Source organism: Methylobacterium sp. A49B (assembly GCF_053346215.1).
In genome coordinates this window covers 243,012-255,929 of sequence record NZ_JBKFBO010000071.1, presented here as the reverse complement: position 1 = coordinate 255,929, position 12,918 = coordinate 243,012, and the positions used below count along the sequence as shown (strand labels likewise).

Below are 12,918 nucleotides of genomic sequence, written 5' to 3'. Positions count from 1 at the left end.
GTCGCCAGCCGGCTCACCTGAGCGGCCGGATCGCACGGATATCCGACGCCCCGCATCTGCTGGGCCGCATCGGAAGATCGGACGTTCGGGCAAACGTCAGATCGATATGGGAGATTGGGCCTTAAGGACGCGGACGGATGCAAACCGCCCCGTGCAAACCTGCCTTGAGCATCCGCCCGACCAACAGGCTGTCTAAAGGCAGGCTTTGGCCCGGTGGTGCAGAAGGTTGAGGATCAGCGCCGTCCAGCCGGTCTGGTGGGAGGCGCCCAGTCCGCGACCGGTGTCGCCGTCGAAGAATTCGTGGAACAACAGCGCCTCTTCGGCACCTGCGGCGGCCGGAACCGCCGGCCGGTCACCGAAGACCGGACGACGACCGGCCTCATCCTTCATGAACAGTGCGATCAGCCGGTCCTGGAGTGCGTCGGCAATCGCGGCGAGCGTGCGCATCTCCCCCGAGCCGGTGGGGAACTCGACGAGGAAATCATCGCCGTAATAGGTGTAGAAGCGGCGTAATGCCTCGATGATCAGGTAGTTCATCGGCATCCACACGGGTCCGCGCCAGTTGGAGTTGCCACCGAACATGTTCGAGGTGGAATCAGCCGGATCGTAGCGGACCGTGAAGGAGGCGCCGAATTCATTGAGGGCATAGGGCTGGTCCCGATGCGCCTTCGACAGGGAGCGGATGCCGAAGGGCGATAGGAACTCCGCCTCGTCGAGCATACGCCGCAGCAGCGCCTTCATGCGATGACCGCGCAGCAGGGACAGCAACTTGCGGTCTTTGACGCCGCCCTCGTCCCAACGCGAGACGAGGCGCGCCAGGTACGGGCGGTTCTCCAGCAGCCAGTTGAGGCGCCGGGCGAAATCCGGCAGGCGCTGCAGCACCGAGGGCTCGATCACCTCGACGGCAAAGAGCGGCACTAGGCCGACCATGGAGCGGACGCGCATGGGAAGCAGCCCGGTGCCGGGAATATCGACCTCGTCGTAGTAGAACTCGTCATCCTCGTTCCAGAGGCCGAAGCCCTCGCCGCCCATATCGGTCATGGCCTCGGCGATGAGGAGGAAGTGCTCGAAGAACTTCGAAGCGGTGCTCTCGTACACGTCGTTGTGGAGCGCCAGCTCGAGGGCGATGCGCATCATGGTGAGGGCGTACATCGCCATCCAGGCGGTCCCGTCGGCCTGATGCACCATGCCGAAGCCCGGCGGCGGACGCGACCGGTCGAACACGCCGACATTGTCGAGGCCCAGGAAGCCGCCCTGGAAGACGTTGCGACCACCCGCGTCCTTGCGGTTGACCCACCACGTGAAGTTGATCAGCAACTTGTGAAAGACGCCTTCAAGGAAGGCGAGGTCACCGCGGCCGCCGCGGCGCTCCCGGTCGATCTGGAACACCCGGTAGGTCGCCCAGGCATGGACCGGAGGGTTGGTGTCGGAAAACTCCCACTCGTAGGCCGGGAGCTGACCGTTCGGGTGCATGTACCACTCGCGCGTCAGCAGCAGGAGCTGCTTCTTGGCGAAATCTGGATCGAGCAGTGCGAGCGGCAGGCAATGGAAGGCGAGATCCCAAGCGGCGAACCATGGGTATTCCCACTTGTCCGGCATCGAGAGCACGTCCGAGGCCGCGAAGTGCCGCCAGTGGGTGTTGCGGCCGCCGTCGCGCTCTCGGGGCGGTACCGGCTGCAGCGGATCACCCTTGAGCCAAACTTGGACGTCGTAGGTGTAGAGCTGCTTCGACCAGATCAGCCCCGCGGCGGCCTGCCGGAAGATCGCGCGAGCATCCGGATCGCTGATCCCGTTTTGAAGGTCGTCGTAGAAGGCGTCGGCCTCGGCAACGCGGAGGTCGCGGATGCCGCCGTCGACATCGAGCGGGCGCGCCCGTGTTCCGGCTGACAGCCGCAAACGGATTCGCTTCGATTCACCCCTTTCCAGGCGGAGCGCGTAGTGCAGGCCGAGCTTTGTCCCGGCATCGCGCCGGATCGCCGTCGCGTCGCCCCCGACGATTGCCGTGTGAAGTCCATCCTTGAACGGGCCATCAGCCTCGGTCTGTCCGGCGTGGCGGCGCAGGTTCGTCTCGTTCTCGCAGAACAGCACCTCCGGCGTGCCCTCGAAGGCCAGCCGATAGCGGCCGAGGCGCGGATGCTCGCAGGCGATGCCGCCCTCCGGGTGGGCCGCGAGACGCGGGTGCGGCTGCAGGCCGTTCTCCCGCCACGACCACGTGTTGCGGAACCAGAGCTGCGGGACGAGGTGGAGGTCGGCGGCCTCCGGGCCGCGGTTCGTCGCGGAGACGATGACGTGGATGTCGTCCACATCCGCCTTGGCGTATTCGACGATCACGTCGAAGAAGCGGTTGCCCTCGAAGATCCCCGTGTCGTCGATCTCGTATTCGGGCACGTTGCGGCCGCGTTGCAGGCCCTCACGCACCAGGTCGTCGTAGGGATAAGCCGCCTGCGGATAGCGGTAGAGGTACTTGAGGTAGGCGTGGCTCGGGACGGCATCGAGATAGTGATAGTGCTCCTTGACGTCCTCGCCGTGGTTGCCCTGTTCGTTGGTCAGGCCGAACAGGCGCTCCTTCAGGATGTGGTCGCGCCCGTTCCACAGGCCGAGCGCGAGGCAGAGCAGGCCGCGCTCGTCGCAGATGCCGGCGAGCCCATCCTCACCCCAGCGGTAGGCGCGCGAGCGCGCATCGTCGTGGGTCAGCGAGCCCCAGGCATTGCCGTCGCGGCTGTAATCCTCGCGCACCGTGCCCCATTGCCGCTCGCTGAGATACGGCCCCCAGAGGGACCAAGGCCGCTCGCCGCGCGCCTGCTCGGCGATCCGGCGCCGTTCTGCCCAATCGATCGCGTCGCTCACGCCCGCGCCTTCCGAACGTGGGCAGCCGAGGCGGGATAACGGACAGGACTCGTTCGAACAGCCGCACGATGAGGCAGGGCGTAGATCATGGAATTCCGAGTGATCGGGTCTTGATCAAGGCCGCGATGCATCATCGAAGCCAAGCGTCGCGGACGGAGCGTCGAGGCCCGGGTGACTCACGGCCGAAATGCTGCACGTGTCAGAGGTTGCGCCACGGAATGCGGGCATTCCGGAAATGTTCCACGTCTGTCGTTCGCCTGTCAGCGATCGTCGAACGCGTTGGTCTGTCGGGAGCATTGAGGCCAGCTGCGGCTGGATCGCCTTGGCCCAGGGCAATGGTTCAACCGCCGCCCTGCAGGTAACGATTGGCGATCACGGATGCTGCAGTCCTGTTCTCGACACCTAGTTTGGCGTAGATAGCCTCGAGGTGCTTGGTCACTGTCCGGTGGCTGAGACCGAGGATTTCGCCGATGTCGCGGCTCGACTTGCCTTGAGACAGCCAGAGTAGAACTTCCGCCTCCCGTGCAGTGAGGGGCAGGCGCGCACGCAGCCGGGCGAGGCTCTGGGCCGGATCGTTCTGCGAAAGCCGCAGGAGGATCTCCTCGGCCGTACCACCGACGAAGCTGAACGTGTGCGATGACCCGCTCGGTCCCTTCAGCGTCACGGGGCCGGGTGAGGTCCCCGCGAGGCAGGCCCGCAGCCACGCGACGGCATCGGACGGCAGGGACAGCACGCCGTCGGATGTCGGGGCCAGCGCGGCGATGAGTTGCCCGGCTTGCGGTGTGCACCACAGGACCCGCCCGTTCGCCGAGACCGCCAGCAGGGTCCGCCCCATCGCGTCGAGTGCGGTGCGGGCGCTGCGTGCGGATCGCGCCCCGGCCAGATGGGTGCGGATGCGGGCCAGAAGTTCGTCGGGGACGATAGGCTTCGTCACGTAGTCGACGCCGCCGGCGTCGAGGCCCCGCACGATGTGCTCGGTCTCACTGAGACCGGTCATGAAGATCACCGGGACGCTGGCGAGGTGCGGCTTCGCTTTGAGGCGGCGACAGGTTTCGAAGCCATCGAGGCCGGGCATGACCGCGTCGAGCAGGATCACGTCGGGGGTAACCTCGTCGACGAGGGCGAGGGCGAGGTCGCCCGCCACCGCGATCAGCACCGTCGCGCCCGAGCGCTCGATCGCGTCCGTCAGGAAGCTCAGGGTCTCGGGCGAGTCGTCGACGACGAGGATCACGTCGCGGCCGGGCTCAGTCATCGCCGGCGAACTCCTTCAAGACCATGAGGTAGCGACGCAGGTCGTAGCCGGCGATCAAGCCGCGCATCTGCACGACGAAAGCCTGAGGCACGGACTCGTCCTGCTCCATGGCCGCGAGCTTTGCCTCGATGCCCCGGATATGCCCGATCCGACCGAGTTGCAGCAGTTCGCCGACATGGCCGGCGCCGGGACGGGCCGTCGCGGGCTGATCTTCCGGCGCTGCAGCCGCGGAGGATGTTTCGGTCCCCTCCGTCCAGTCGAGACGCAGCAGGGCACCGGTCCTGTCCAACACGTCGCGCAGATCGAAGGGCTTGGTGAGGATCGCGTCGTGGGGCGGGCTGTCGCCCCGCAAGGGCCCGAGTTCGTGGACGTTGGCGGACATCATTGCGATCGGCCCGGTGTAGCCCCGCCCGCGCAGCGTCGCCGCCACGTCCCAGCCGCTGAGGCCCGGCATCGCGATGTCCAAGAAGATCAGGTCGATGCCCTCCGTCGACCCCGCGACGGCCGCGAGGCAAGCAGGTCCAGTCTCGGCCTCGCGTACGGTGAGCCCGCGCGGTTCCAGGATGGCGCGCATCAGCGTGCGGTGCGCCGTATCGTCGTCGACCACGAGCACGGTTCTGCGCGGTCCCGCATAGGCGGGCTCCGTGCGGGATACGGGCGCGGCAGCGGATGCGGACGCGTGCGCGGGCTGCGTCACCGCGGCCAGCATCAGGCGCAGTCGCGCCTGCGTTCCTCCACCCGGCGCGGCTGTCAGGGTGATCTCTCCGCCGAGGAGTTGCGCCAGCAGGTTGGCTATGGTGAGCCCGAGTCCGGTTCCGGGCGTGCTGCGAGCGGCCGGCGTCGAGCCGCGCTCGAACGGCTCGAATATCCGGGCCAGGTCCGCCTCCGGGATGCCGGGGCCCGTGTCGCGGATCGTGAAGACCGCTACTTGGCTGCGGTAGCTCAGGTCGAGCGAGACCGTGCCGCACGGCGTGAACTTGATGGCGTTCGACAACAGATTGAGAAGCACCTGTCTGAGGCGCTTCTCGTCGGTGGCGACGACCTGGGGCAAAATCTCGGGGCGCGTGAAGCGGAAATCGAGCCCGGCCTCGCGCGCCTGGAGCCGGATCATGTCGGCGAGCTGGTCGAGGAAATCTGAGAGCCGAATCTCGTCGCGGTTGATCAGCAGGCGGCCTGCCTCCATTCGCGAGATGTCGAGAAGCCCGTCGATCAGGCCCGAGAGATGCTGGGCGCTGCGCCGGATGACCCGGATGCCGTTGAGGCGCGCCGCGGGAATCGTCGGGTCCGTCTCTAGGAGCTGGGCGTAGCCGAGCACGCTGGACAGCGGCGTTCGCAATTCATGGCTCAGGCCGACGACGTAGCGGCTCTTCGCCTGATTGGCGGCCTCGGCGCGCTCTTTGGCCTCCTGCAGCTTCGCGTCGGTCACCTTGTGCGCCGCGATCTCGGCCTCGTAGAGGGCGGACTGGCGCCGCGTCTCGGCCTGAGCGACCCGCCGGCTCTCCTGCGCGAGCACGAACAGCCAGGCAACGACCCCAAGGATGACGACGAGAATGAAGAACACGCTCGTCAGCGCTGCGCGCAGGACCTCGCGATGGTCCGGGTGAGCGATGCTCGCACCCGCATGCACGACGCCGAGGATCAGGCCGATCACCGTGCAGAGCGTCAGCATCACCGCGAGATAGCGTCCGAGCGGCGCCCCGATCCAGGCGGCGGTGCGGCGCGGCAGGACATGTCCGAGGATGTCTTGGGCCTGAACCTCCAGCCGACCGTGGGGCTTGCAGAGGTCGCCGCAGCGTGCGTCGAGGGAGCAGCACAACGAGCAGATCGGGGCGTCGTAGGCCTGACAATGGGCCATGTCCTCGCCCTCGAAGGGCAGCTCGCAGACCCGGCAGGTGATCTCGCCCTGTCCCCAATCCAAGCGCGGTGACCGGGCCAGATACCAGCGCCCCCGGGTCGCCCAAGCCAAGGCGGGCGCCGCGCAGAACGCGATGGCGAGCGTCAGCATCGGGGCGAAGGCCTGCAGCAGCGCGCCCAACAGACCGAGGTGCAGCAGGCAGCCCGCCGCCAGGGCGAGCAGCATCGCCCCGGTGCCCACCGGGTTGACCGCGTAGAGATGCGCCCGCTTGAACTCTATACCCGGCGGGGACAGGCCGAGGGGCTTGTTGACGGCCAGATCGGCGGCGAGCGCCCCGACCCAGGCGGAGACGACACAGGCATAGAGCGGGAGGGTGCTCTCGATGGTCTTGTCGATGCCGAGCATCATCAGCAGCAAGGCGATGGCGACGTTGAAGACGAGCCAGACGACCCGGCCCGGATGGCTGTGCGTGAGGCGCGAGAAGAAGTTCGACCACGCGATCGAGCCGGCATAGGCGTTGGTCAGGTTGATCTTGAGTTGCGAGACGAGGACGAAGGCGCCCATGAGCAAAAGCGCCGCTTGGTCGCTTCCGCCGGTCACGTAACCGAAGGCGACGCGGTACATCTGGGTCGGTTCGGCAGCCTTGTCGGGTGGGACGCCGTGCGCGAGGGCGAGGACAGCGAGACCCGCGCCCAGCAGGATCTTGACCATGCCGGGCAGGATCCAACCGGCGCCGCCCGCCAGGACCGCGAGCCACCAGTTTCGATCGCGCGCGGAGGCCGGCTCGGGCACGAAGCGCAGGAAATCCACCTGCTCGCCGACCTGCGCCAGCAGCGCGAGCAGCACGCCGGTGGCGGTGCCGAACCGGGCGAGGTCGAACCGGTCTCCCGTGCCGTCGAGACCGGGAAACGTGGCCAGCGCACGCAACGCGGCAGGATCCCGGGCGGCGATGCAGACGAGGGGGAGCAGCCCGAGGGCAAGCCAGAGCGGCTGCGTCCAGATCTGGAGCCGGCTGATGAGACGGATACCGTAGGCTACTAACGGGATCACGACGCTCGCGCAGATGAGGTAGCCGATCCAGAGCGGCAACCCGAGGCAGAGCTGCAGGGCGAGCGCCATGATCGCCGCCTCGATGGCGAAGAACAGGAAGGTGAAGCTCGCGTAGATCAGCGACGTCACCGTTGAGCCGAGATAGCCGAAACCGGCCCCGCGGGTGAGCAGATCCATGTCGACGCCGTAGCGCGCCGCGTAGGTGGTGATTGGCGCCGCGGTGGCGAAGATAATCAGGCCGACGACAAGGATCGCCGCCAGCGCGTTGACGAAACCCGCGGTGAGGACGAGCGTGCCGCCGATCGCCTCCAGCGCCAGGAACGAGATCGAGCCGAGCGCCGTCTGCGCCACTTCGAATCCGGACCAGCGCCGGGCCTTCTTGGCCGTGAAGCGCAGCGCGTAATCCTCGAGCGTCTCATCCGCGACGAAGCGATTGTAGTCGCGCCGGATCGGGATGATGCGCTGCGGGCCGCTCATCGGGCGCCGATCCAGACCCGACTGGGGTCACCAGGGCAAGCGCGCGCGAGCGCGCGAATCTTGCGACGCGCGGCACGATGCGCCCGTGCGCGACTGGACGACTCGACCCTGAACGCCATCGGTTCCCGGACTAGACGGAGCGACGGTGCGGCAGAGGCAAGAGGCCGGCCATACGCAAAATAGCGTATATGCTGCACCGCGGTAGCCGACCTAGCCTGCGCTCGTCGATCCGCGGCCGCCTCTCAAAGGCCCGGACGGGAACAGGGTTAGGCAGATGGCAGACGACACCGACAAGGGCGCGGATCACGGCTTGCGCTCCCCGTTGCGGCGCAGGCTGCTGATGGGGCTGGCCGGCGCCCCGGCGTTGGCGCTGATGCCGCGGACGGTCTGGGCCGCGCCCGCAACCGCCGCGGTCAACTCAACCGGCCTCGCGGTGACCGACAGCGAGGTGACGGTCGGCATCCTGCACTCGATCACCGGCACGATGGCGATCTCGGAGACGGGCGCGCAGGAAGCGGAAAAACTCGCGATCCAGCAGATCAACGATGCCGGTGGCGTGCTGGGCCGCAAGATCAAGATCATTCAGGAGGACGGCGCGTCCGACTGGCCGACCTTCGCCGAGAAGGCCAAGAAGCTGCTCGTCAACGACCATTGCGCCGCCGTGATGGGCTGCTGGACTTCGGCCTCGCGCAAGGCAGTTCTGCCGGTCTTCGAGCAGTACAACGGCCTGCTCTATTACCCGACCTTCTACGAGGGCCTGGAGCAGTCGAAGAACGTCTTCTACACCGGCCAGGAGGCGACGCAGCAGATCCTCGCCGGCCTCGACTGGGTGCACAAGGAGAAGGGTGGCGACAGCTTCTACTTCATCGGCTCCGACTACATCTGGCCGCGCACCTCCAACAAGATCGCCCGCAAGCACGTCGAGAACGTGCTCAAGGGCAAAGTGGTGGGCGAGGAATACTTCCCGCTCGGCCACACGCAGTTTAACTCGGTGATCAACAAGATTAAGCTGACCAAGCCAAAGGTGATCTTCGCCGACGTGGTCGGCGGCTCGAATGTGGCGTTCTATAAGCAGCTCAAGGCGGCGGGTATCGACTTGTCGAAGCAGGTGCTGATGACGATCTCGGTCACCGAGGACGAAATCGACGGCATCGGCGGCGAGAATATCGCCGGCGCCTACGCCTGCATGAAGTACTTCCAGTCGATCGACAACGAGAACAACAAGGCCTTCGTAGCCGCCTTCAAGAAGATGTGGGGCGAGAAGACCGTGATCGGCGACGTGACGCAGGCGGCCTATCTAGGACCGTTCCTGTGGAAGATGGCCTGCGAGAAGGCCGGCTCGTTCGACGTCGACAAGGTGGTAGCGGCCTCGCCCGGCATCGAGTTCAAGGGCGCGCCGGAAGGCTACGTGAAGATCGACGAGAACCATCACCTCTGGTCGAAGACCCGGGTCGGCCGAGCCAAGCCGGATGGCCAGTTCGAGATCGTCTACACCAGTCCCGAGCTGATCAAGCCGGATCCGTTCCCAAAGGGGTATCAATAATCGCGCGAAACTCGCGCCTCCAACACGCGACCTCATCGTGAGGTGCAGAGCGATCATCGATCGCCCTGCCTCGAAGGAGTCCCCCAGGACTCGCGCGGGTTCTGGAGCCCTCCGTCGAGGCCTCCGCTGCGCTTCGGCACCTCAGGATGAGGTGGTCTGAGTGGGATCACGGCTATCCGCCGAGAGCGGATCGCGTATCGGATCGGGGAAAGAGGATCATGCTCGGCGATTATTCCTTCAGCGATCTCGGCGCGATCTTCGCCATGCAGGGCTTCGCCGGCCTGATCCTGTTCTCCGTCTACCTGCTGATGGCGCTGGGGCTCGCGATCATCTTCGGCCAGATGGGCGTGATCAACATGGCCCACGGCGAGTTCATGATCCTCGGCGCCTACGTCACCTACCTCTGCTCGACCTTCTTCCAGACCTACATGCCGGCCCTCTTCCCGATCTACTTCTTCATCGCGATGGGACTGGCGTTCCTTGCCTCCGGGGCCTTGGGCATGCTGGTGGAATGGGGCCTGATCCGGTTCCTCTACAAGCGCCCGCTCGACACGCTGCTCGCCACCTGGGGCCTGTCGCTGATCCTCCAACAGGCCTACCGGTCGATCTTCGGCGCCCGCGAGGTCGGCGTCGAGCTGCCCTCCTGGCTGATCGGCTCCGTGCAGGTCACCGACACGATCGAGATCCCGATCAACGGCCTGTTCGTCATGGCCGTCACCATCCTGATCACCGTCAGCGTCGCGCTCTTGATCTTCCGCTCGCGCTTCGGCCAGAAGGTCCGCGCCGTGATGTCGAACCGCGCCATGGCGGGGGCGGTTGGCATCGATACCGAGAAGGTCGACCGCTACACCTTCGGCCTCGGCTGCGGCATCGCGGGTATCGCCGGCTCGGCCTTCACGATGATCGGATCCACCGGACCGACTTCGGGCCAGCTCTACATCGTCGACACCTTCCTGATCGTCGTGTTCGGCGGCGCCGCGAGCCTCTTGGGCACCATCGCGTCGGCCTTCTCGATCTCGCAGACGCAGTCGACCCTGGAGTTCTTCCTCTCCGGCTCGATGGCCAAGGTGATCACCCTGCTCGCGGTGGTCGGCATCCTGATGCTGAGGCCCCAAGGCCTCTTCACCCTCAAGGTCCGGCGCTGAGGATCATTTTCAAGATGACCAACCCCGTCCAGGCCCTCACGAGATCCGTCACCGTGAACGACAACCCGTTCATGAAGCCGGTGGAGTGGCTCAGCCTGCTCCTGCTGGCCGGGGTGATCCTGGTCGTCCTGCCGCTGGTGCTCGACGGCTTCCGCCTCAACCTCGTTGGCAAGTACCTGACCTACGCCTTCGTGGCCCTCGGCCTCGTCATCTGCTGGGGCTACGCGGGCATTCTCTCCCTCGGCCAAGGCGTTTTCTTCGGCCTCGGCGGCTATTGCATGGCGATGTACTTGAAGCTGGAGGCTTCTAGCATCGAGAACACGAAGATCCAGTCGACGCCGGGCATACCGGACTTCATGGACTGGAACCAGATCACGGCGCTCCCCTGGTTCTGGCAGCCGTTCAAGAGCCTGCCTCTGACGCTGATCCTCGTCGTCGCGGTCCCGGTCCTGTTCGCGATGCTGATCTCCTACGCGATGTTCAAGCGACGGGTTGGCGGCACCTACTTTGCCATCATCACCCAGGCGATCGCCGCAATCCTGACGATCCTGATCGTCGGCCAGCAGGGCTATACCGGCGGCATCAACGGCATCACCGACCTGCGTACCCTCCACGGCTGGGACATCCGCACCGATAGCGCAAAGACCATCTTGTACTTCGTCAACAGCGGCCTGCTGATCGCCTGCATCCTGGCGGCGCAGTACGTGAAGAAGTCGAAGCTCGGCCGGATTCTCGTCGCTATGCGCGACAAGGAGGACCGGGTCCGCTTCTCCGGCTACTCGGTGGCGGGCTTCAAGGTCTTCGCCTTCTGCTTCGCCGCCGGCTTGGCGGCGATCGGCGGCGCGATGTTCACCCTGCAGGTCGGGTTCATGTCGCCCTCCTTCGTGGGCATCGTCCCCTCGATCGAGATGGTGATCTACGCCGCGGTCGGCGGGCGCCTGTCCCTGTTCGGCGCGGTCTGGGGCACCCTGCTCGTCAACTGGGCCAAGACCAGCTTCTCCGAGAGCTTTCCGGATCTCTGGCTCTTCGGCCTCGGCGCCCTGTTCATCGCCGTGGTGCTGGCCTTCCCGAACGGTCTTGCCGGCATCTGGCGCGAACATATCGAGCCGCGCCTCACCCGCCGGGTGAAGGGCCTGCGCGCCCCGCCGCCTGCCATCGTCCCGCCCCACGGCGCCCCGGCCGAATGAGTCCCCGATGAACGCCGCGATCCTCTCCTCCCCCGTGGTCGGCGCCGAAGCCGCCCCGCCCGACCACCTCCTCGCCGTCGAGGCGCTCACCGTCTCGTTCGACGGGTTCAAGGCAGTGAATGACGTGTCGTTCTACGTCGAACCCGACGAGATCCGGGTGATTATCGGCCCGAACGGTGCCGGCAAGACCACGGTCCTTGACCTGATCTGCGGACGCACCAAGGCCAGCGCTGGCTCGATCAAGTACAAGGGCCAGGAGCTCACCAAGCTCTCCGAGAGCGCGATCGTGCAGGCCGGCGTCGGCCGCAAGTTCCAGACGCCGTCGATCTACGACGACCTGACGGTGTTCGAGAATCTGGAGATCTCGTTTCCCCGCGGCCGCTCGGTCTTCGGCGCGCTGACGTTCAAGCGGGACGCGGAGGTCCGCGACCGCATCCATGCCATCGCCGAGACGATCTTCCTGAAGGACCAGCTCAAGGAGCGGGCCGAGTTCCTGAGCCACGGCCAGAAGCAGTGGCTGGAGATCGGCATGCTGCTGATCCAGGACCCGGAACTGCTGATGCTCGACGAGCCGGTGGCCGGGATGAGCGTCGGCGAGCGGATCAAGACCGCCGAACTGCTCAACCAGATCATCAAGGGCCGCTCGGTGCTGGTGATCGAGCACGACATGAAATTCGTCGAGGACATCGCCCACCGGGTGACGGTCCTGCACCAGGGCAAGGTGCTGTCTGAGGGTTCGATGGAGCGGGTCAAGAACGATCCGAAGGTCATCGAAGTGTATCTGGGACATTGACGATGGCGTCTCTCCAAACCGCGCAGGCGCCCGGAATCCAAGCGCCCCCGCTCGCCGCGATCCCGTCCGCGACGCCGGCGCTCGCCGTCGAGGACCTGCACGCCGCCTACGGCCAGAGCGAGGTCCTGCACGGGCTGACCTTCTCGGTGGCGCCCGGCGAGATCGTCGCCGTGATGGGCCGCAACGGCATGGGCAAGACCACGCTGATGAAAACCCTGATGGGCCTCGTGCCGGTCAAGGCCGGCTCGATCCAGGTCGAGGGCGCGGACGTCGCCGGGCTCAAGAGCCACGCTCGGGTCGCCAAGGGCCTCGCCTACGTGCCACAGGGCCGGATGATCTTCTCCACCATGACGGTCCAGGAGAATATCGAGACCGGCCTGACGATCACCGGCGCCCGCAAGGTTCCGCAGGACCTCTACGATATGTTCCCGGTCCTGCTGGAGATGAAGGGAAGGCGCGGCGGCAACCTGTCGGGCGGGCAGCAGCAGCAGCTCGCCATCGCCCGCGCGCTGGCGAGCCGCCCGAAGGTTCTGCTCCTCGACGAGCCCACCGAGGGCATCCAGCCCTCGATCATTCGCGAGATGGGTCGGACTCTCAAAAAGATCCGGGACGCGCGCGGCCTCTCCATCGTCGTGTCCGAGCAGGTCCTGAGCTTCGCCCTCGACGTCGCCGACCGGGTGATCGTCATGGAGAACGGCGCCATCGTCCACGAGGCCCCGCGCGACGGGATCGACGAGGCCGCCGTCGCCCGGTTCCTCTCGGTCTAGGG

The 12,918-nt window shown here is 66.3% G+C and carries 8 protein-coding genes; 5 read left to right on the top strand and 3 right to left on the bottom strand.

Annotated elements, in window-relative coordinates; genetic code table 11:
• Positions 1–192: 192 nt before the first annotated feature.
• The 3 genes from ACLBX9_RS08230 to ACLBX9_RS08220 all read right to left on the bottom strand — a co-directional run bounded on the left by ACLBX9_RS08230 (position 193) and on the right by ACLBX9_RS08220 (position 7,481).
• Entirely contained in the window at positions 193–2,847 is a 2,655-nt protein-coding gene (locus tag ACLBX9_RS08230; protein WP_447718574.1) for an MGH1-like glycoside hydrolase domain-containing protein, read from the bottom strand.
• Between the two features lie 340 nt (positions 2,848–3,187).
• Positions 3,188–4,099, bottom strand: a complete 912-nt coding sequence (locus ACLBX9_RS08225) for a response regulator (RefSeq protein WP_447718573.1) — start codon at positions 4,097–4,099, stop codon at positions 3,188–3,190.
• Positions 4,092–7,481, bottom strand: a complete 3,390-nt coding sequence (locus tag ACLBX9_RS08220; protein ID WP_447718572.1) for a hybrid sensor histidine kinase/response regulator — start codon at positions 7,479–7,481, stop codon at positions 4,092–4,094. Before ACLBX9_RS08220 ends, ACLBX9_RS08225 begins: the two co-directional genes overlap by 8 nt.
• Before the next feature lie 274 nt (positions 7,482–7,755).
• On the opposite strand from ACLBX9_RS08220, the gene urtA reads away from it, so the two are divergent.
• The 5 genes from urtA (at position 7,756) to urtE (ending at position 12,916) form a co-directional block, all read left to right on the top strand.
• Positions 7,756–9,024 (top strand): urea ABC transporter substrate-binding protein, encoded by a 1,269-nt coding sequence (gene urtA / locus ACLBX9_RS08215; protein ID WP_447718571.1) that lies wholly within the window; start codon positions 7,756–7,758, stop codon positions 9,022–9,024.
• A 218-nt stretch (positions 9,025–9,242) separates the two neighbouring features.
• On the top strand, positions 9,243–10,169 hold the full coding sequence (gene urtB / locus ACLBX9_RS08210; protein WP_447718570.1) for an urea ABC transporter permease subunit UrtB: 927 nt from the start codon (positions 9,243–9,245) through the stop codon (positions 10,167–10,169).
• 14 nt (positions 10,170–10,183) lie between these two features.
• A complete protein-coding gene (gene urtC / locus ACLBX9_RS08205) occupies positions 10,184–11,356 on the top strand; it encodes an urea ABC transporter permease subunit UrtC (protein ID WP_447718569.1) in 1,173 nt (390 codons plus the stop codon).
• Positions 11,357–11,363: 7 nt separating this feature from the next.
• On the top strand, positions 11,364–12,149 hold the full coding sequence (gene urtD, locus ACLBX9_RS08200; protein WP_243966584.1) for an urea ABC transporter ATP-binding protein UrtD: 786 nt from the start codon (positions 11,364–11,366) through the stop codon (positions 12,147–12,149).
• Between the two features lie 2 nt (positions 12,150–12,151).
• Positions 12,152–12,916, top strand: a complete 765-nt coding sequence (gene urtE, locus ACLBX9_RS08195) for an urea ABC transporter ATP-binding subunit UrtE (RefSeq protein ID WP_447718568.1) — start codon at positions 12,152–12,154, stop codon at positions 12,914–12,916.
• Positions 12,917–12,918 lie beyond the last annotated feature (2 nt).

Bases quoted from the DNA above. Each gene is read 5' to 3' on its own strand.
- ACLBX9_RS08225 (WP_447718573.1), bottom strand. From the start codon at position 4,099: ATGACTGAGCCCGGCCGCGACGTGATCCTCGTCGTCGACGACTCGCCC.
- ACLBX9_RS08220 (WP_447718572.1), bottom strand. From the start codon at position 7,481: ATGAGCGGCCCGCAGCGCATCATCCCGATCCGGCGCGACTACAATCGC.
- urtA (WP_447718571.1), top strand. From the start codon at position 7,756: ATGGCAGACGACACCGACAAGGGCGCGGATCACGGCTTGCGCTCCCCG.
- urtB (WP_447718570.1), top strand. From the start codon at position 9,243: ATGCTCGGCGATTATTCCTTCAGCGATCTCGGCGCGATCTTCGCCATG.
- urtC (WP_447718569.1), top strand. From the start codon at position 10,184: ATGACCAACCCCGTCCAGGCCCTCACGAGATCCGTCACCGTGAACGAC.
- urtD (WP_243966584.1), top strand. From the start codon at position 11,364: ATGAACGCCGCGATCCTCTCCTCCCCCGTGGTCGGCGCCGAAGCCGCC.
- urtE (WP_447718568.1), top strand. From the start codon at position 12,152: ATGGCGTCTCTCCAAACCGCGCAGGCGCCCGGAATCCAAGCGCCCCCG.